This is a genomic window from Pandoraea sp. 64-18, assembly GCF_001899225.1.
GTDB classification, from domain to species: domain Bacteria; phylum Pseudomonadota; class Gammaproteobacteria; order Burkholderiales; family Burkholderiaceae; genus Pandoraea; species Pandoraea cepalis.
The window spans coordinates 147,985-163,551 of sequence record NZ_MKVU01000013.1 but is presented as its reverse complement, the minus strand read 5'-3'; the positions used below and the strand labels follow the sequence as shown (position 1 = coordinate 163,551).

The window sequence follows — 15,567 nt, the reverse complement described above, 5'->3', positions numbered from 1 at the left end:
CAAGAAAAACAATGAACTATCCGAACCAGCGCTACGGGAACCCGGAATCTCTCCGGCATTGGATGCTCCACTTTGGCGGCATCACGGGCACCGCCCGCTACCTCAAGCGGACGACGCGCACGCTATCGAACTGGCTCAACTACCGCGAGCGCCTGCCATGGTGGGTGCCTGAAATCCTGCGCCTCAAGGCGTTCGAGCACGCCGAGCGCATGCGCCAAATGGGCATTACGCGCACAATGCGACCCGCCGTCGGGTTCATCATCCTGGCCGCGCAGCACGCCGCCAACGATGACCTCTTTACGCCGATCATCCAACTTGGCCTATTCATGGCCGAGGCATAGCAAAAAGGCCGGTTTCCCGGCCTTTTTTCTCACGCCGTCGTGGTCGTGGCCGTCGTGGCGTGCTTGCTTTTCCACCACAGGTAGCCGTACAACGCCGCAGCGCCAATTGCCGCCGATTTCCATTCGATTTTCATGTTGTTCACCGTTTGATGAAGCGACCGGTACGCTTGCTGCGCGCCGGGGTTTTGTGGTGCGTCTTGCGCTTGTGCGCACGCTTACGTGTTGCCATGAGTCAGCCCCTTGTCGATGTGTGAATTGAATCGGTCTTCGATCTTGCCCACGCGCTCGTGCATGGCCTTCAGATCGGCCCGGATGGCCCCGTAGACGACGCCCGCCGAAACGAGCGCGACCCCGGCTTGCAGGAGCGCGCCCGGATCCATCAGGCCGCGCCGCCAGCGGCCGGAGGCGTGCCGCCGCCTTCCTTGCCGAGCACCGCGAGCACCGCCGCGACCACGCCCGCCGCCGTTGCCACCCCCGGCGCGATAGCCAGCGACGGCGCCACGGCCGGGATAACGGCCGCAAAACCCGCCCACGTCGACGGCTCGCTCAAACGCTGCAACAGAAATTTCCAGTTCATACCCCACCCCCTCAGTTGAAAAACGACTTGATAAATGTGCCTGCCGGACACGCGAAAGACGCGTCCCACGTGCGCCCCTCCGCGAGCGCCTTCTCGCATTCGGTCTGGTTCGTCGGCGGGATGCCCACCGCTTCTCCGATGCCGACCACCACGCCCGATCCGAAGTTCATCGCGCCCGAGAACACCGTGTCAGCGACAGCCGCACCCGCAGCCTGTTGACTGGCCGGGTCGCTGACTGCCGCGACAGCTTTTTTTGCCATGTACACCGCCGCCAGCAGCAGTGCCCCCGCGATTACGATTTCTGTCTTCAGGTTCATGACAGGTGCCCAATCGACGGTTGCATCGGGAAGCCCATCACGCTCATTCCGAACAGGTCTTCATAGGTGCCGTTCGTGCTCGGCGCGCTGATACTGCCCCACTGGTAGCCCGGCTGGCCGCTGGCCGCGTCCCAAATCGAATTGGTGAAATTCGACCCGGCATAGATCGAGTCCGTGACGCTGTTGTTGAACGCGAGCGGTGTGGCGTTTGCCTGCTGCGCGCGCCGACGTGCGTCGACATACGCAAGCCCGATCAGGCCGATCACCCAATATTCCAGTTTCATGCGCGCCCCCCGAAGCCATAGGTCGGGGACGGCAGCACGCCGAGCACGCCACCGAACGGGCTTTCCGTCACCTGACCGCTTGCCGCGACCGTGACTTGCCCCGGATCGATATAGGAGCCGTCCACCGAGTAAGGGGCAAACCCGAAATAGCTTTGTGACGATCCGAATTGCGACCAGAATGGCGCGACCGATGACCCCACCCCACTCAACGGATTGGTTTGCGTGCTCGTCGGCGTGGTCTTCTTGATGACCATGAACAGCACCGCCGCCGCCGCCGCGACCAAAATCAAGCCTTCGTCTTTCATGCGAGCACCCCATCGGTTTGCACGCCACCGGCCGAGGCGAGCACATTGTGTGCGCGGGCGAGCGTAAGCGTTGGTTGTCCATACGGCGACCCCGGCAGGCTCGCCCATTCCTTGTTGCATTTCGTGATGGCCGCGTCGAACCTTCCCGCGAGCACATCGGACAGCGCGCCGCGCCGCTTGATGAGGCCCACGGCTGCGATGTCCTGCGATGCGGGCGAGAAGTCCGGCAATCCGTAGGCCGCTTGCATTTCCAGCCACGTCCCATAAAGGATCTGATAGGCCCCTGCCGCCGTCGACGTCAGTGCGCCGCGCGTGACTCGGATATTCGGATGGTCTGCGAACGAATCGAAGGTGCCACCGCCGAATAGCGTGCGGTATCCGTTCGGCCCGAGCGTGCCCTCGCCGGTGCGAACCAGCGTCAAGAACGCTTGCACGTTCGGGTCAGCAATGGCACTCGTCACCGACGTAAAAATGTTGCTTACCTGAGAAGTCATGTCTTCCAGTGTCCCCGTAAAGTCGAAGGTCGTTGCCGTGGTGTCGGTGCTCGCCGTGGTGTCGCCCGTGTTGGTGCTCGCGCTCGCCTGGCTGTTCTGCCACCAGACCCACGCCGCCGCGCCGAGCGTCGCCGCAGCGATCACATAGAGCGGCCCCGGCGCGCGCGTCACTGCTCGTACCACTCAAACATGGCCGTAATCGCGGTGTTCACGTTCTGACACGGCACGATGAGACCGTTACCCGGCTTGAGCACAATCGGCTCCCGGTACGGGTATTGGAACGTCGTCTGTGCTTGCCCGTAAGCGTTCCCGAATCCTTGTGCCGGTGCCGCCGCTTCCGTGAGCGAGTTGATTACCGCCACCCCTGCCACGCCGCCGAGCACCTTCGGGCTGATCGTCCCCGTGTTCGCGCCGATGGCCACCGCCGAGGCGATCATCCCCACCGACCCCGCCGCGCCGAGTCCAATTGCAACACCCTCGATATAGATGGTTTTTCCGCTTCCCACCGGGTTCCAGATTTGCGCCTTGGAATACTGCGCCGCGACCGGCCCGACATAGGTCTGCCCGATGAACGCCTGATTGCCGAGCGCACGCGCAACGCCCGCATCGATCACGCTCACGATGCCCGCGACGGTCGCGTCCATGAAGTCGCCATCACCTACCACCACTTGACCGATGATCGCGGCGCCGCCCGCCTTGTTCGCCACCGTCCACGAGGACGGAACCGGCTGATTCGCCGCTACCCGGTACGCCTGCCCCGGTACGAGCGCGAGCACTTGCCCGCCCGCGAGTCCCGGCGTTACCAGCAGCGTTGCATCGCCGCCGCCGTTCGATCCGGCGACATACTTGATGAATCGCCCCGGCGCGTTCACGACGAACGGCTTATTGGCCGGGACAGTGATATCGAACTGTTGCATCAGACTTTCCCCTTGAGGCCCGCGAACGCCACCACGCCGATAATCGCCATTCCGGCGATCAGCAAATAGCGATCCGGGTTTTGCGCGTTCATCGGTGCCGTGGCGAGTTGCGTGGCCGCGTTCACGACGCTTTGCCCTTGCTGCGCAATCGCTTTTTCAAGGTCGATCCCGTGCGAGAACATCGTGAGCGCCGTTTGGTTGTTGTCCTTGGCGAGCGCCTGCGTGAGACTCGCGTTGGCCTGTTGCATGCCCGCGCCCAAGTCCGACAGGTGCGAGGCGAGCGACAGCGCGCTATTGACGGCCCCGTTGTCCGTCACCGTGACATTCGAGTTGTCGGCACTCACCGACGTGGAGCCGCCGTCCGTCACCACACGCCGATCCTGCGTCGTCGTCGTGGTCGTATTGGTCGATGCGCTCTTGGACTCCGAGCTTCCGCCGAAATTACACGGCGTGGCCGGCAGTCCCAGCCGCATCAGCTTGATTTGCTCCGGGCGCAGAATCACAGTGTTTTCCTCATTGTGGTGGCCGCGACTGCAAAGCCGAGCGCCTCCGTTTTCTTGACCATGCCCGGGCGTGCCGTCATGAACGCGAGCGACGTGGCGCCCGCACGCCGTGCGACACGCTCGACGTACGGCAGCATCACCGCCAGCAGATTCGCCCCGGTGTACTCCCCTGCCGCCGCCGTCACGAACGCCTCACAGCCCGCGCGGTGCGCATGTACCGTCATCGCCCAGGCGAACAGCAGCCGCCCGTCGGCGTCTCGCGCCGCGTACAGGTTCGCGCCGTTCATGGCGTCATCGACCGTCCATGCGCCGCCCGTCGTGTCGTATTTCGCCGCCCGTGAGAGCAGCGCGCGCACTTCGCTTGCGGTGGCGTGAGTGACGATGATCGACATTACTTGCCCACCACGCGCAGCACCACGACGGCGATGGCACCAATGACCATGATCGTCGTCAGATCCAGCCCCGAGGACTGGTTATGCGGTGCTCCGTTGGCCGTGGCCCCACCGGTTGCCACGGTCATTCCCGAGAAGTCGATACTTCCGCCCATTGACGCGGTGCCGAGCGCCGTCGACGGCCCGGCCGGTGGCGTCTGCAACGCCCTGCCGAGCACATTCGACGCCCCACCGATCAATGCGCTTGCGGTTGCCGGATCCATATCACCCCTTATGGATGGCGAGCGCCATCACGGCAAAGAGGCCGAGAATCATGAGCATCTTGTTACTGTTGACCGCGCCGATTTGCGCACTGGCGACGGTCGCCGCCGCCTGCCCCTGCGCGAACAATCCGCCCTGCGTCGCCTCGTACTTCTTGTAGTCGATCATCTGACTCATCTGATAATCGCTGTTCAGAATGCCGAGGCCTTGCGAGAGCAGTTTGAACACGTCCGGCGAGTAGTTCGGCAGCGTCGCCGCCGCACCCACGTCGGCCGGTTGGTTCACCGGTTGTGCAGCGTCCGGATAGGTATAGGTGCCGTCGTTTTGCGGCCCGATACTGAACATTCCGGTTCCGGCCGGAACCCCGTAATCTGCCGGGTTGATTTGAAGTGTCGGATCCATGCTCCACCTGTTGAGAGTCGATACAACGGGACGCGCGGCGCGCGCCCCGCTCCCCCGGCTTTACATGTTGCCGAGCACGTCGAGCACTTCGACCTCCGCCGTCACCGTGTCCGCCGCCGAGAACGTCGGATTGAATTCCAGCGCGGTCGCGTCCTGCGTCCTGATGGCGTTGGCGTAGTTGTTATCCGCCGTCGGGTCGTAGCTGTAGACGTTCGCCTGCGCCGTCTTGCCGTAGTCCAACTGCCACATGGTGTTGACGGCCGTCGGAATGTTGTCGTGGATCACGATGCCGTTCTTCTTCACTTCCAACTGCGTCAGGTTGCCGCCGTGGAAGAAGTGAGTGCGCTTGATGACGCCGCCCCGGTTGGTCAGGTCGATCAGCTTGAACGGGAACTTGCCCGAGCTTGCGAAGGACGCCGTGAACGGGATTTTCTTGCTCAGGATGCCAAGCTTCGCGGGCGGGCCGAGTTCCGACCAGCTATCGAGCGTCGGCGCGGTAGCGCCTGCGATGGTGATTTCCAGCGTGAACGACGACACGCCCTGTGCGGTGTTGACGTTGCCGACGTACTGCTCCGCCATCGACTTCGCCTTCGGTTCCGTGAAATCGATCACGAGGAAGGACGCATTCACGCCCATTCCGCGATAGGTGTTCACGGTGTCCAGGCGCGAGCCGGTCGTTTGCTGGATGATCTTGCCGTTCAGGCGAACATTGATGTTCGTGATCATCGATTTGGTGAACGTCGTGCCGCCCAACTGCAACAGGATGCGGTTGTAGGACATACCGACCGGCAGCGAGATGGTGGCGATGCCCGAGGCGACGACGTTGGTAAAGGGCAGGTTGTGTACCAGCAGCATGAGCGGCCCCTTACGAAACGATGGTCGTGAGCAGCGGCACGTTCAGCGACGTGGCGACCGGTCGAACGACAACCTTGGTGATCGCGTTGAACGCGAGAAACATCAGATAGGCCTTCACGTACTGGTTCATGGTTTGGTATCTCCGGTCGGGTGACAGCCGCCCCATTGCGGCCCCTTGTTGAGCCGCCAGAATCGTGTTTTTCCGCCTTCCAATCCATTTAGGTGCCCATAGCTATAGCGCTATGGCCGGGGGGTGCCTATGGCCCCCTTCCCCGAAAATATTTTTCGCGTTGTCGCACCATAGCCACCCGGCGCGCGGGCGCAAAAAAACCCGCCGAAGCGGGTTTGCGTGGGGTGCCTATAGGCAGGTGTCTAATTACCCTCGCGTGACCTTGCCGGTCGCGCCATCGCGCCGGATCCATGCGAAGTTTGGCAGCGCGCCAATCTCCGCCACCGGCACGCCTAGCACGTCTGCCACCGCCTTTTGATCCTTCGGGTAACTCAGCCGCCCCGAGCGCACCGCCGAGGCGTTGCCCAAAAAATCCTTGTCGATCGATGCCGGACGCTGCGACAGGCCATAAATCACGATGCCGCGCTTACGCCCTCGCCCGGTCAGCATGCCCCACCCGACCGGCGAGCGAGACGGCGACGTCACAGATTTCAGTTCGTCCACCACGAACGTGAGCCGCTCCGCCGCGAAGGCGATGCGACACACGGCGTCGAACTGTTTCACGGCCGTGGCCGGGTCTGGCGACGGCTCGAACACCACGCGGCATGCCCCGGTCTCCCCGGCCTCTGCGAACGCCACCAGCAGCGCGCTTACGCTGCGCGTGACTTGCCCGAACGCGCCCCACTCCCCTTCCGGGTCGAATACGATGAGCCGCTTCGGTGGCTTCTTCTCAAGAATGGACTTCACATACGACGATTTGCCCGAGCCGGTCGACCCGAGCACGGCCTCGACATGCGCCGTAGCCGTCACCCCGTAACCGGTCGCCATCGTCACATCACCGGATGCACAGGAGCGCCCGCCACAGCCGCCGACAGGTTTTCCGGTGCCATCGCATCACCGATGCCCGACAATCCCGCCTGCGTCGCTTCCTGCCCGCCCTTGATGGTGTTCGGATCACTCAGGCCGCGCATGGCTCGTACCCTCGCCGCTTCCTGCTGCAATCGGTCGCTCTGGATCTTCGCCGCCACGACGCGCGCCGACTGGTACAGCACCGGCCCGCAAACGATGGCCGCGACCAGTTCGCACGGTGCGGCCGCGAAGCTAAAACCGTACTTCTCAAACACCGGCGACAGACTTTCCGCCATGCGCTTGCCGGTTTTCTCGTCCCACCCGGCCCCCGGCGCATAGCCTTCGATCATGGCGTTGAGCATATCGACGGCCCCCGCCGCCTCGACGCCATAGTCCGGCCCTGCCGGTGCCACCACCGCATCTGCCGCCGCTGGGTTTATCGCCGCATCTGCCGCCGCGTCGACCTGCATTGCCACGCCCTCAAGCCCCGCGAACTGCCCGCCCGCATCGAGCGTCGGCTTCTCGACGGGCAAGCCGTCCCCTTTCTTTGCCACGCCCATCATGCCCCCCGCATCAGATCAAACACACTCCGGCCAGCGGCCGGCGCTTTCGGCGTTGGTGCCACTTCTGGCACTTTTTCCGGTGCCTTTTCCGGCTCCGGTGCCGCGTAGCGCGTCACCCGCCCCATAAGCCGCTTGTGCGCCTCGGTGCCCTTTCTGGCATACGCGGGGAAGTCGCACCAGTGGCACGACAGATTCAACGTGCCATTGTCCGACTCGCGCGCCGGGATTTCCTTACCACAGCACAGGCATTCCGCCGTGCCGATCAAGCTTTTTTGCCGCACTTTCATGATTCCCCCCGGTCTTGAATCTGCCGCAGCACTTCGTGCAGCTTGTCGAAATAGTCCTTCCCCTGCATCCGCACGACCATCGGTAGCCGCTGAAACTCGTCCTCAAGTTCCCCGATGCTTTCGTCCAGGCGGATCTCCCACGGATCGCGCAGCCCCATAACTCCCCCGTTCATAGTTACCCCCGCCCTCAGACCGTCAAACGCAACTGGTCAGGCGGGACAAGAAACACCTTCGTGATGCCTTCGTCCGGCACCTCGATACGGATGCATCCGGCTTCGGCCCCCGAGACCTTGCCGACCCATCCGTCGATGAAGGCGCAAAATTCGTCGCGCGCCGTGACGATCACGCGATCACCGAGCCGGAACCCACACAGCGCGCCGAGCATCACAGCACCCGCAGTTCTTCGGCCTTGTACGGCACGATTGCGCCGTCCGCGTCCATCTTCACCTTCACGACATCGTTCTTCAGATCGATGTCTTGCACGCAGCCCGCCTGCCCGTGACGTGCGTCGTCTGCGTTGATCACCATTACCGAGGCCCAAACGTTCATTGCTATCCCCTGCGCGCGCCTAGGTTGAGAGAAGCCACCGGGGACGGCGCGCGCTCCCCGGTGGCTGAAAAAATCGATCGGTTTTTACGTTCGCGGTGGCGATCTTTCCGCCTGTTCCCGCTCCCAAATCACCGCCATTTCACGATCCGAAAGCCACGGCACGGGCTTTTCACATTGCGGAAAGCTCGCCACGTCGTGGCCGGACGGCCGCGTACAGTTATTGACACGAGTCCGAGAGGTCGCGCCGCCTGCCGCCCGAGCACGAACATCGCCCTGACGTGCGCGAACGATCGTCCACACCCGGCGCACGCTGCGCACAAGGCGTTGAATCGTCATCGGGATTTCGCCCACGATGCCGCCCTTATCGACCATCGCCACGCCCTTTGCGACGACACCCACCGGGCGCACGCCCAACGGTTCGCTGTACTTGCCGACGCCCTCGACGGCCTCTTTCTTGAGCCACAGGCACGCGTTCTTGCGCTTGACGAGCGGCCCACCGTACGCATTGATGAACTCGGCATAGTCGGCGCGTTGCTCGACCTCGCCGTCGTCATTGGCAACGCGCTGCGCGGCGTGCCATGCGCGCCGCAGGTTCTCCGGCGCGTGCTCGACGGCCTCCGCGTCGATGCGTCGAATCTCGCGCCACAGACCCACGGGCGGGCCACCGATTGGACAAAACTGTTTGATGCGCCAAACACTCGACCACGCCTCGATGCGGCGTGCGGCGACGATGATGTCGTTGCCGAGCAGGTCTTTCTCGATGCCGTAGCCGTCCGTGTTCTTGGTGATGTATTTGGCGATGTACGCCGCCGCGCCGCCCTTGGCCTTCGTGATCGAATCCAGTTTCAATCGGCGCTTTGCTGCGCCCGGTTCGTCGGGCGAGTCAGCCAAGAGGAAGTACTTGACGATGGCTTTGCGCCATACCTTGCGATCACTTTCCTTGGTCAGGAAAACGAGAATATTCCAGTGCGGCGTGCCGTCATGGTGCGCCTCGACCGTGCGCATGCCGTAGTACTCGACGCCGTGGTTATGCAGCCATGTGCGGCAAAGGCTCCACTGCCTATTGAAATAGGCCATCGTGTCTTTGGGCGTGACGCCCTCATACACTTCGTTCATGGTGCCGTTCTTGCGCACACAGTGGAATCGGCTGGGTGCCGTCACTACGGCCCACTCTGCGATATGCCCCACGGCCTCCGCGACCTCTTCCATGCCGCGCATGCGCAACATCAGTTCGCCGCGCTTGTACGCGCGATTGCTGATCGAGCGCTCAGCGAGATCCCAGAGAGAAAAGGTTTGCCCGTTCTCATTGGTCGCCATCGTGCGCTCGAGCATCGCCCGGTTGCGCTCATTCTGGCGCACTCGGCGTTGCAAGTTTTCTTCGGTGACATAGCAGTCTTGGCGACTGTGCACGATGCCCAGGCGAATCGCATTACGCTCGATTGCCATGCCGTGCATTTTGCGCAGGCGACTCGCCCACCATCCCGGATCGCACACCCGCGCGATATAGCCGCCGTGCTCCACGCGCTGCGGCTCCGGCACGCACCAGAATTGCAAGTATTCGCGCAGCGCATTCACCGCCACCTCCGGCACGCCGATGCGCCCCGCGATGTCGAATGCCTCAATAGCACGCTCCGCGGCGAACTCACGCACCTTCCAGTCCGGCGCATCGAGCGGGAGAATCGTGCCCTCTTTGCGCAGATCCTCCACCGCCTCGCGCAGCATGATGTTGCCCTCGCGCCAGCGCCCGGACGCCGTATCTTGGAACTCCATTCGGCGCGATACAATCCCCTTCCAGCGCTTCGGCAAGCCGTCGAGCATGGCCGCGCGCCATGTTCCCTGCTTTTGCCGGGGATCCACTTCACGCGCATTCAATGATTCAATGTTCACCATTGCGCGCCACACATCAATCTGAGGCGAAATCCATGGAAATCCGCGAGCGACTTCACGAAGCTGCCACTGAGTTCAACGCCGCTATTGCCGCAGGCAAAGTGCGCCCGCTGCAAAAAGTCGCGGAGCGCGTTCATCAAGTTGTCGCGAGCGCGGTTAAGGAAATTGAGGCGCAGCAACCAGTAGATGAGGCGCTGTTGGATGACGCCATGGCCCTGTTTATGGACATACGCTGGGGTCAGCCAACCAAGAAGTTTGTGTAGCAGGCGCATTCCGTTACGCCCCTGCGAATAACGCCGCACGTGCCGCCGCCACGTCGCCGGTAGCGGTTCCACTGCCCCGCCCCGGCCGACGCCCTGCCCGCTTGGTTATCTTGTACAGGTAGGCCAGCGCCGCATCTGCGACCGCCGCCGTGCGCGTGCCCGACATATCGGGAAAGACGGCTGGCGCGTGCGACAGGTGCGCCGCGCCGCGCTCGCTACCGGGCACGAAATGAATGTCCTCGGTGTAGGCCATCTTCACCACTCCCCCATCAGGCCGCCGAGCATTTGCAGACGGTCGGCAATCAGGTCGCCAAGCGCCAAGCGCGCATACACGAGCTTCACCGCGCCTTGCCGCTCACACTCGCGGTATTCCCGAAGTCGATCAAGCGTGATGGAGCGCAAAAACGCCCGCCCCCGCAGTTCCCATTCACTCGGATTTTGTAACGAAGTGTTGTTCATGCCGAATCCCCTTTACGCCTTCCAATCCCTGTTTCCTGCCGGGTAAAACAGCGCACCGCCTTGCTTGGTGGCCTCCTCGCGCCGGGGGGATTGGATTGGATTGCCCGGTGGCGGTGCGCTGAGGCCGAATATAGTCAAACTCACTTGTACGTGTCAAATCAATTTGTACGTTGCATTTGCCTTGACGGCAAACTAACCTTGACATCGGATTGATTTTTATGGGGATTGGTATGGAAACGACCGTCGAATTTCTCGACGCGGTCAAGGTGCGCCTTGACCTGCCGTCCGACTACGCCGCCGCCAAGGTACTTGGCGTGACGCGCTCCGCCGTGAGCAACTACCGCAATGGGAAGTCAGTGTTTGATGAGGCAACGGCCGTTCGCGTTGCTGAAATTCTTGGCATTAACCCGCTTGCCGTGATTTCTGCATGCAAGGTCGAAGGCGCGACCGATGCCCACATGCGTGATGTGTGGCATGGCATTTGGGAAAAGATTTCCGAGGGTTTTCGCACGCTGGTGTCACCCGCTAACGCCCGCCGGAGCTTGCTCCTGCGAGTGTGACATCAGCTTTAGTTAGCACTGAACGGCATGTACATTATGCGAATAGAATCCGCATTCTGGGCTTGCGGGTTTACCACTTTCGCTCCGCAACATCCTTCAATCCCACATTGTCCAGCGTCGCGTCCGCCAGCAATCCCTCTAAGCGTAGAAAGTTATCAGAGTGGCCGCGCATCATGCCAAATAATGTAGCCTAGCCGCTACAATCAACACTGTTGATAATCTTTAACGTTCGTCGGGAATTTATCTGAAGCACGATCACTGTGCTAGCAACCAGCGCCCGTCATTGCTCCTTGTCCCTCATCAGATCATCGCAAGCAGCGCTATTATTTGGCACGAGTCATGGAATTTCGTCAGGTTCAATATTTTCTCTGTCTTTTTGAGGAAGGCACCGTAACGAAGGCGGCGCACCGTCTAAACATTGTGCAGCCCGCTCTCAGCATGCAGATTGCGAAGCTGGAAGATCAGCTTGGTCAGCAGTTGTTCGAGCGCACCAAGCAAGGTATGGTGCCGACTGCGGCGGCTCGCGAAATGTACCGTCTTTTTCTGCCGATCATGCGCGACTTCGCAAATGCTCGCGCACAATTGATATGCAGCGATGGTGAAATTCTCGGTCACGTCGACATCGGCTTGATCGCCTCCATCACTGAAGGCGTGCTGGTGGAAACGCTCAGCGCGTTCTCGCAGAAATACCCGGACGTGAGCGTGAAAGTCGCGGACGGTTACAGTACCACGTTGATCGATGCGGTAACCGCGGGTCATCTCGACGCTGCCATTGTCAACAAGCCGCGCCGGCCGCTGGCGCTCAACGTCGAGCACATCGTCGACGAGGAAATGGTGCTGATTACCAGCGCGGGCAATGCGTCGACGCTGCCACGCCAGCTGACGCTGCGCCAAGTCGCCTCGCTCGGCCTGCAACTCGTGCTACCCACCCGCGGGCATGGCCTGCGGAGCAACATCGACAGCTTCGCGCAGAACGAGGCCATCGAGCTTGTACCGAAGTTCGAGATTGACTCCCTGGTCGCGACCATCAAACTCGTGGAGCAAACCCAGTTGGCAACCATCGTGCCGCGTATCGCCGTGCATCAGGCGTTGGCTGCTGGCCGCCTGCGTTCTCACAACATCGTCTCGCCGCGCCTGATCAGGCAGGTGGTCGCCGTCTCGCATCCGCGCCGACCGTTGAATCCGGCAACCAAGCTCTTCCTGGCAATGCTGGCCAAGAACATGATCCTGCGTCTGCAGCAACAAGCCGAGGGGTCTGTGCATGGCACGACCGGGGAGCGCTCATCGGCAGATGCAGAATGACGGAACGCCGCCGGCTTGCGGCGGCATTGCGGATCAAATCACTGACCGTTCCGTCGGTGGCCCTGATCAGGAACCGATGAACTTCGGCGCTCGCTTGCTGTGGAATGCTTCCACGCCCTCCCGGAAGTCGTCGGAAGAACGCAGCCGGCTGTAGCAGTGCCCTTCCAGTTCGATGGCAATGGACAACGGGGAATCCTCGGTGTCGTTGAGCAGTTTCTTCGCGGTGCGCTGGGCGATCGGCGAGAACGCACGCAGTTCGTCCACAAGTCGATCGGTGGCCGATTCGAGTTCGGCATCCGGCACGATCTCGGTAGCGACGCCCCAGTCGTAGGCCTGCTTGCCGGGGATGCGGCGCGAACGCATCACGATGTCCTTGGTGCGGGTGATGCCGACCATCTTCTGCAGACGGGCCGAACCACCGGAGCCCGGAATCTGGCCCAGCTTCTGCTCGGGCAATGCATATTGCGTGGTTTCGGTGACGATGCGGAAGTCGCAAGCCAGCGAGATTTCAAACCCCACACCAAAGCAGTAGCCGCGATTTGCAGCAATCACCGGCTTGCTGCAGCGAGCCGGGGCGGCAATGTTCCATGCCAGTTTCGACACATGCTCGGGGCTGGCCTCAAGGAAGCCCTTGATGTCCCCGCCGCTGGAGAAGTGCTCGCCCTCGGCGCGCAGCACGATAACGCGGACACGGTCGTCGGCATCCAGCGCTTCGAACACCAGGCGCAACTGGTCACGTTCCGGCATGGAGATGATGTTGAATGGCGGACGCTGCAGGATGATGTCGGCGCGTTGGCGAGTGGCGTCGATTTCAACGCGGAAGCCGTCGAGGTTCTCCAACAGGTTTTGAGCGGGATGGCTGATTTGTGTCATTGCGTTCTCCTTGGTGGCTTGTTGAAGCGGCGCTGCCCGATGGGGCGGCTGTCCGCTGGAATTTTCATTTCCGGCTTATTCGTCGTGACTGTTTCGCTTTTCCATGCCGGCCCAGCGCTTGACCAGACCTTCATGTGGAATGTCGAACAGGTCGAGCAGCCGGCCGATCGTATGGTTGACGATGTCGTCCAGCGTTTCCGGCTGCGTATAGAAGGCCGGTACCGGCGGAAAGACGATGCCGCCCATTTCGGTGACGCTCGTCATGTTGCGCAGGTGGGCGAGGTTGAGCGGCGTTTCCCGCGCGAGCAGCACGAGGCGGCGCCGCTCTTTCAGAATCACGTCCGCCGCGCGGCTGACAAGGTTATCGGCGAAACCCTGCGCAATGCTCGCCAGCGTCTTCATCGAGCACGGTGCGATCACCATCCCCGCCGACTGGAAGGAGCCGCTGGCGATGGTGGCGCCGATGTCCTTGACGTTGTGCACGACGTCGGCCAGAGCTTCGATCTCGGCACGCCTCATGTTCAGCTCCTGCTGCGCGGTCATGACACCGGACGACGACATCACGAGATGCGTTTCGCAGGTGCCGGCGGCGCGCAGCATTTCCAGCATGCGCACGCCGTAGATCGCGCCGCTGGCGCCGGTGATGGCGACGATGAGCTTGCGCTTTGGCGGGGCGGAGTTCATTTGCGTACGAGGCTCAGGGTGTTCCAGTTCACCGCAACGCCGCTTAGCACTTCTTCGTTCAGATCAACCTCGTTCTCGCCGGGGATGCGGACCTTGGTGAAGACGTGGCCGTGGTAAACCACCGGCTTGGTGGCATCCAGGCCCATCTTGGCGCTGACACCTTGCATATGGGTTGGGGCCGGCTCGCCATTGGGCCCTTCGGTGCCCACCGTGGTGGAAGGATCGAGCACCGAACCGAGCGCGCCCGAGATCACGATCAGGTCGCGATCGGCCTGGAACCGCGTGGCAACTGCCCACTCAACCTGCTGCGGATCATGCACGTCGACGTCATCATCGACCACCGTGACCTGCTTGATGTCGTAGTGCGCGCCGAACGCGGCCAGGATGACGTTCTTCGCCTCACCCTCGCGACGCTTTTTCATCTTGACGAACAAGTGGTAGCGGCCGACGCCGCCGATGGACAGATGCACATCGAGCACGTTGGGATGACTGCGCTGCAGATGAGCGAGCAACGTGGCCTCGCGCGGGATCGAGCCCAGCAGCAGGTGCTCCATCTCGGCCGGAATGATGGTGTGATACACGGGCGAGTTGCGGTGTGTGACCGCATCCACGGCGATCACTTCGCGGTTTTCCTGCTCGCTGTAGTACTTCGGAAATTCACCGAAAGGACCTTCCAGTTCGCGCACCTTGGGCAGAATCTTGCCTTCGATGACGATCTCGGCATTGGCCGGCACGCGCACATCGTTGGTCAAGCACTTGACCACCGGCAGCGGCGCGCCTTGCAGGGCGCCGGCGATTTCCAGCTCGTCATGGTCGATCGGTGTGATCGCCTGCGAAGCCAGCAGCGTGAGCGGGTCGGCGCCAATCACGACGGCGACGTCTAACGCCTGATTGCGCCGTTCCGCCTCCTGATAGAACGCGTGCAGGTGGCGCGGCAGCATCAGGATCGCCATGCGATCCTTGGCGTGGACCTGGATGCGGTTGATCGAGACGTTCTGAATGCCAGTGACCGGATTGCGGGCGATTACCATGCCGGCCGTGATATAGGGACCGTTGTCATGCTCGCTATGCGTCGGGATCGGCAGCAGTGCATGCAGGTCGATCTCGCGATGCACGACTTGCTGGCAGGTGGCTTGCGCTTGCGGCACTTCGCGCCACGGCAGCGGATTCTCGGCCGCGCGGCGGAAGGTTCCGAGCAGTTCCGACGATGGCACGCCCATTGCCTCGGCGATCCAGCCGCGGCTCGCCATGAAACCGGAAATGACTGGGATCGCGTGACCGTCAGGCAGGGGGAAAAACGCGGCCTGCTTGCCGTCCAGGCGCTTGGCGATGGCGGCCAGGCGATGCTTGAGCGGCACGTTCTCGCGCAGAACTGCCAGGCGGCCCGTGTTGCTCAGATGCTCCAGCCATTGGCGCAGGTCGCCGGCGACGGCCGGGCGTTTTGCTGCCTCCATTTTCAATGCCTCCTCTTCTC

29 protein-coding genes are annotated in these 15,567 nt (G+C 62.2%); 5 read left to right on the top strand and 24 right to left on the bottom strand.

The genetic code is table 11. The features are described 5' to 3' along the window. The first annotated feature begins 11 nt into the window (after positions 1–11). Positions 12–341 carry a hypothetical protein gene (locus tag BGP02_RS11735; RefSeq protein WP_286798566.1) on the top strand — a complete coding sequence of 110 codons (330 nt, stop codon included), beginning with the start codon at positions 12–14 and terminating at the stop codon, positions 339–341. A 215-nt stretch (positions 342–556) separates the two neighbouring features. Here the strand turns inward: BGP02_RS11735 and BGP02_RS11730 are convergent, their stop codons facing one another. The 6 genes from BGP02_RS11730 to BGP02_RS11705 are packed head-to-tail and all read right to left on the bottom strand — an operon-like array spanning position 557 to position 2,318. Further along, the gene (locus BGP02_RS11730) at positions 557–721 is read right to left on the bottom strand and encodes a hypothetical protein (RefSeq protein WP_286798565.1); all 165 of its coding nucleotides are present in this window, start codon (positions 719–721) and stop codon (positions 557–559) included. Then, a complete protein-coding gene (locus BGP02_RS11725; RefSeq protein WP_286798564.1) occupies positions 721–918 on the bottom strand; it encodes a hypothetical protein in 198 nt (65 codons plus the stop codon). Before BGP02_RS11725 ends, BGP02_RS11730 begins: the two co-directional genes overlap by 1 nt. Before the next feature lie 11 nt (positions 919–929). Then, positions 930–1,235: a hypothetical protein gene (locus tag BGP02_RS11720; protein WP_286798563.1), complete on the bottom strand. Its 306-nt coding sequence runs from the start codon at positions 1,233–1,235 to the stop codon at positions 930–932. Continuing rightward, positions 1,232–1,519, bottom strand: coding sequence for a hypothetical protein (locus BGP02_RS11715; RefSeq protein WP_286798562.1), 288 nt, complete (start codon positions 1,517–1,519; stop codon positions 1,232–1,234). The genes BGP02_RS11720 and BGP02_RS11715 overlap by 4 nt, the downstream gene beginning before the upstream one ends. Further along, positions 1,516–1,824 carry a hypothetical protein gene (locus tag BGP02_RS11710; RefSeq protein WP_286798560.1) on the bottom strand — a complete coding sequence of 103 codons (309 nt, stop codon included), beginning with the start codon at positions 1,822–1,824 and terminating at the stop codon, positions 1,516–1,518. Before BGP02_RS11710 ends, BGP02_RS11715 begins: the two co-directional genes overlap by 4 nt. Further along, complete coding sequence (locus BGP02_RS11705) at positions 1,821–2,318, bottom strand: glycoside hydrolase family 24 protein (RefSeq protein ID WP_286798558.1); 498 nt, start codon at positions 2,316–2,318, stop codon at positions 1,821–1,823. Before BGP02_RS11705 ends, BGP02_RS11710 begins: the two co-directional genes overlap by 4 nt. Between BGP02_RS11705 and BGP02_RS11700 the strand changes: the two genes are divergently transcribed. Then, positions 2,317–2,466 (top strand): hypothetical protein, encoded by a 150-nt coding sequence (locus BGP02_RS11700; RefSeq protein WP_286798557.1) that lies wholly within the window; start codon positions 2,317–2,319, stop codon positions 2,464–2,466. The two genes, BGP02_RS11705 and BGP02_RS11700, sit on opposite strands and share 2 nt — an antisense overlap. A 19-nt stretch (positions 2,467–2,485) precedes the next feature. On the opposite strand, the gene BGP02_RS11695 is transcribed toward BGP02_RS11700, so the two are convergent. The 13 genes from BGP02_RS11695 to BGP02_RS11635 form a co-directional block, all read right to left on the bottom strand. Further along, a complete protein-coding gene (locus BGP02_RS11695; protein WP_286798556.1) occupies positions 2,486–3,235 on the bottom strand; it encodes a hypothetical protein in 750 nt (249 codons plus the stop codon). After that, the gene (locus tag BGP02_RS11690) at positions 3,235–3,738 is read right to left on the bottom strand and encodes a hypothetical protein (protein ID WP_286798554.1); all 504 of its coding nucleotides are present in this window, start codon (positions 3,736–3,738) and stop codon (positions 3,235–3,237) included. Before BGP02_RS11690 ends, BGP02_RS11695 begins: the two co-directional genes overlap by 1 nt. Continuing rightward, positions 3,735–4,130: a hypothetical protein gene (locus tag BGP02_RS11685; RefSeq protein ID WP_286798553.1), complete on the bottom strand. Its 396-nt coding sequence runs from the start codon at positions 4,128–4,130 to the stop codon at positions 3,735–3,737. Before BGP02_RS11685 ends, BGP02_RS11690 begins: the two co-directional genes overlap by 4 nt. Beyond that, the gene (locus tag BGP02_RS11680; protein ID WP_286798551.1) at positions 4,130–4,393 is read right to left on the bottom strand and encodes a hypothetical protein; all 264 of its coding nucleotides are present in this window, start codon (positions 4,391–4,393) and stop codon (positions 4,130–4,132) included. Before BGP02_RS11680 ends, BGP02_RS11685 begins: the two co-directional genes overlap by 1 nt. Before the next feature lies 1 nt (position 4,394). Beyond that, positions 4,395–4,736 carry a hypothetical protein gene (locus BGP02_RS11675; protein WP_286798550.1) on the bottom strand — a complete coding sequence of 114 codons (342 nt, stop codon included), beginning with the start codon at positions 4,734–4,736 and terminating at the stop codon, positions 4,395–4,397. 117 nt (positions 4,737–4,853) lie between these two features. Next, positions 4,854–5,648: a major capsid protein P2 gene (locus tag BGP02_RS11670; protein ID WP_286798549.1), complete on the bottom strand. Its 795-nt coding sequence runs from the start codon at positions 5,646–5,648 to the stop codon at positions 4,854–4,856. Positions 5,649–6,024: 376 nt separating this feature from the next. Then, a complete protein-coding gene (locus BGP02_RS11665; protein WP_286798548.1) occupies positions 6,025–6,645 on the bottom strand; it encodes a helicase HerA domain-containing protein in 621 nt (206 codons plus the stop codon). 2 nt (positions 6,646–6,647) lie between these two features. Then, positions 6,648–7,226, bottom strand: coding sequence for a hypothetical protein (locus BGP02_RS11660; protein WP_286798668.1), 579 nt, complete (start codon positions 7,224–7,226; stop codon positions 6,648–6,650). Next, positions 7,226–7,516: a hypothetical protein gene (locus tag BGP02_RS11655; RefSeq protein WP_286798546.1), complete on the bottom strand. Its 291-nt coding sequence runs from the start codon at positions 7,514–7,516 to the stop codon at positions 7,226–7,228. Before BGP02_RS11655 ends, BGP02_RS11660 begins: the two co-directional genes overlap by 1 nt. Further along, a complete protein-coding gene (locus BGP02_RS11650) occupies positions 7,513–7,689 on the bottom strand; it encodes a hypothetical protein (protein WP_286798544.1) in 177 nt (58 codons plus the stop codon). The genes BGP02_RS11655 and BGP02_RS11650 overlap by 4 nt, the downstream gene beginning before the upstream one ends. 14 nt (positions 7,690–7,703) lie before the next feature. Beyond that, on the bottom strand, positions 7,704–7,901 hold the full coding sequence (locus BGP02_RS11645; protein ID WP_286798543.1) for a hypothetical protein: 198 nt from the start codon (positions 7,899–7,901) through the stop codon (positions 7,704–7,706). Beyond that, positions 7,901–8,065 carry a hypothetical protein gene (locus BGP02_RS11640; protein WP_286798542.1) on the bottom strand — a complete coding sequence of 55 codons (165 nt, stop codon included), beginning with the start codon at positions 8,063–8,065 and terminating at the stop codon, positions 7,901–7,903. Before BGP02_RS11640 ends, BGP02_RS11645 begins: the two co-directional genes overlap by 1 nt. A gap of 84 nt (positions 8,066–8,149) precedes the next feature. Beyond that, entirely contained in the window at positions 8,150–9,835 is a 1,686-nt protein-coding gene (locus BGP02_RS11635; protein WP_286798541.1) for a replication endonuclease, read from the bottom strand. Positions 9,836–9,987: 152 nt separating this feature from the next. On the opposite strand from BGP02_RS11635, the gene BGP02_RS11630 reads away from it, so the two are divergent. After that, complete coding sequence (locus BGP02_RS11630) at positions 9,988–10,215, top strand: hypothetical protein (protein WP_286798540.1); 228 nt, start codon at positions 9,988–9,990, stop codon at positions 10,213–10,215. Positions 10,216–10,228: 13 nt separating this feature from the next. On the opposite strand, the gene BGP02_RS11625 is transcribed toward BGP02_RS11630, so the two are convergent. Beyond that, positions 10,229–10,468, bottom strand: coding sequence for a hypothetical protein (locus tag BGP02_RS11625; protein ID WP_286798539.1), 240 nt, complete (start codon positions 10,466–10,468; stop codon positions 10,229–10,231). A 2-nt stretch (positions 10,469–10,470) separates the two neighbouring features. After that, a complete protein-coding gene (locus BGP02_RS11620) occupies positions 10,471–10,674 on the bottom strand; it encodes a hypothetical protein (protein WP_286798538.1) in 204 nt (67 codons plus the stop codon). A gap of 230 nt (positions 10,675–10,904) precedes the next feature. Here BGP02_RS11620 and BGP02_RS11615 point away from each other — a divergent pair, with 230 nt between their 5' ends. Together BGP02_RS11615 and BGP02_RS11610 are read left to right on the top strand one after the other, a co-directional pair. Beyond that, a complete protein-coding gene (locus tag BGP02_RS11615; RefSeq protein WP_286798537.1) occupies positions 10,905–11,234 on the top strand; it encodes a helix-turn-helix domain-containing protein in 330 nt (109 codons plus the stop codon). Between the two features lie 339 nt (positions 11,235–11,573). Beyond that, a complete protein-coding gene (locus tag BGP02_RS11610; protein WP_017234396.1) occupies positions 11,574–12,536 on the top strand; it encodes a LysR family transcriptional regulator in 963 nt (320 codons plus the stop codon). A gap of 66 nt (positions 12,537–12,602) precedes the next feature. On the opposite strand, the gene BGP02_RS11605 is transcribed toward BGP02_RS11610, so the two are convergent. From BGP02_RS11605 to BGP02_RS11595, 3 genes are all read right to left on the bottom strand, one after another. Beyond that, positions 12,603–13,409, bottom strand: coding sequence for an enoyl-CoA hydratase/isomerase family protein (locus tag BGP02_RS11605; protein ID WP_017234395.1), 807 nt, complete (start codon positions 13,407–13,409; stop codon positions 12,603–12,605). Between the two features lie 75 nt (positions 13,410–13,484). Continuing rightward, complete coding sequence (locus tag BGP02_RS11600; RefSeq protein ID WP_017234394.1) at positions 13,485–14,093, bottom strand: UbiX family flavin prenyltransferase; 609 nt, start codon at positions 14,091–14,093, stop codon at positions 13,485–13,487. Continuing rightward, a complete protein-coding gene (locus BGP02_RS11595; RefSeq protein ID WP_286798535.1) occupies positions 14,090–15,547 on the bottom strand; it encodes a UbiD family decarboxylase in 1,458 nt (485 codons plus the stop codon). The genes BGP02_RS11600 and BGP02_RS11595 overlap by 4 nt, the downstream gene beginning before the upstream one ends. Positions 15,548–15,567: the final 20 nt, after the last annotated feature.

Bases quoted from the DNA above. Each gene is read 5' to 3' on its own strand.
- BGP02_RS11735 (WP_286798566.1), top strand. From the start codon at position 12: ATGAACTATCCGAACCAGCGCTACGGGAACCCGGAATCTCTCCGGCAT.
- BGP02_RS11730 (WP_286798565.1), bottom strand. From the start codon at position 721: ATGGATCCGGGCGCGCTCCTGCAAGCCGGGGTCGCGCTCGTTTCGGCG.
- BGP02_RS11725 (WP_286798564.1), bottom strand. From the start codon at position 918: ATGAACTGGAAATTTCTGTTGCAGCGTTTGAGCGAGCCGTCGACGTGG.
- BGP02_RS11720 (WP_286798563.1), bottom strand. From the start codon at position 1,235: ATGAACCTGAAGACAGAAATCGTAATCGCGGGGGCACTGCTGCTGGCG.
- BGP02_RS11715 (WP_286798562.1), bottom strand. From the start codon at position 1,519: ATGAAACTGGAATATTGGGTGATCGGCCTGATCGGGCTTGCGTATGTC.
- BGP02_RS11710 (WP_286798560.1), bottom strand. From the start codon at position 1,824: ATGAAAGACGAAGGCTTGATTTTGGTCGCGGCGGCGGCGGCGGTGCTG.
- BGP02_RS11700 (WP_286798557.1), top strand. From the start codon at position 2,317: ATGTCTTCCAGTGTCCCCGTAAAGTCGAAGGTCGTTGCCGTGGTGTCG.
- BGP02_RS11705 (WP_286798558.1), bottom strand. From the start codon at position 2,318: ATGACTTCTCAGGTAAGCAACATTTTTACGTCGGTGACGAGTGCCATT.
- BGP02_RS11695 (WP_286798556.1), bottom strand. From the start codon at position 3,235: ATGCAACAGTTCGATATCACTGTCCCGGCCAATAAGCCGTTCGTCGTG.
- BGP02_RS11685 (WP_286798553.1), bottom strand. From the start codon at position 4,130: ATGTCGATCATCGTCACTCACGCCACCGCAAGCGAAGTGCGCGCGCTG.
- BGP02_RS11680 (WP_286798551.1), bottom strand. From the start codon at position 4,393: ATGGATCCGGCAACCGCAAGCGCATTGATCGGTGGGGCGTCGAATGTG.
- BGP02_RS11675 (WP_286798550.1), bottom strand. From the start codon at position 4,736: ATGTTCAGTATCGGGCCGCAAAACGACGGCACCTATACCTATCCGGAC.
- BGP02_RS11670 (WP_286798549.1), bottom strand. From the start codon at position 5,648: ATGCTGCTGGTACACAACCTGCCCTTTACCAACGTCGTCGCCTCGGGC.
- BGP02_RS11665 (WP_286798548.1), bottom strand. From the start codon at position 6,645: ATGGCGACCGGTTACGGGGTGACGGCTACGGCGCATGTCGAGGCCGTG.
- BGP02_RS11660 (WP_286798668.1), bottom strand. From the start codon at position 7,226: ATGGGCGTGGCAAAGAAAGGGGACGGCTTGCCCGTCGAGAAGCCGACG.
- BGP02_RS11655 (WP_286798546.1), bottom strand. From the start codon at position 7,516: ATGAAAGTGCGGCAAAAAAGCTTGATCGGCACGGCGGAATGCCTGTGC.
- BGP02_RS11650 (WP_286798544.1), bottom strand. From the start codon at position 7,689: ATGAACGGGGGAGTTATGGGGCTGCGCGATCCGTGGGAGATCCGCCTG.
- BGP02_RS11645 (WP_286798543.1), bottom strand. From the start codon at position 7,901: ATGCTCGGCGCGCTGTGTGGGTTCCGGCTCGGTGATCGCGTGATCGTC.
- BGP02_RS11640 (WP_286798542.1), bottom strand. From the start codon at position 8,065: ATGAACGTTTGGGCCTCGGTAATGGTGATCAACGCAGACGACGCACGT.
- BGP02_RS11635 (WP_286798541.1), bottom strand. From the start codon at position 9,835: ATGGAGTTCCAAGATACGGCGTCCGGGCGCTGGCGCGAGGGCAACATC.
- BGP02_RS11630 (WP_286798540.1), top strand. From the start codon at position 9,988: ATGGAAATCCGCGAGCGACTTCACGAAGCTGCCACTGAGTTCAACGCC.
- BGP02_RS11625 (WP_286798539.1), bottom strand. From the start codon at position 10,468: ATGGCCTACACCGAGGACATTCATTTCGTGCCCGGTAGCGAGCGCGGC.
- BGP02_RS11620 (WP_286798538.1), bottom strand. From the start codon at position 10,674: ATGAACAACACTTCGTTACAAAATCCGAGTGAATGGGAACTGCGGGGG.
- BGP02_RS11615 (WP_286798537.1), top strand. From the start codon at position 10,905: ATGGAAACGACCGTCGAATTTCTCGACGCGGTCAAGGTGCGCCTTGAC.
- BGP02_RS11610 (WP_017234396.1), top strand. From the start codon at position 11,574: ATGGAATTTCGTCAGGTTCAATATTTTCTCTGTCTTTTTGAGGAAGGC.
- BGP02_RS11605 (WP_017234395.1), bottom strand. From the start codon at position 13,409: ATGACACAAATCAGCCATCCCGCTCAAAACCTGTTGGAGAACCTCGAC.
- BGP02_RS11600 (WP_017234394.1), bottom strand. From the start codon at position 14,093: ATGAACTCCGCCCCGCCAAAGCGCAAGCTCATCGTCGCCATCACCGGC.
- BGP02_RS11595 (WP_286798535.1), bottom strand. From the start codon at position 15,547: ATGGAGGCAGCAAAACGCCCGGCCGTCGCCGGCGACCTGCGCCAATGG.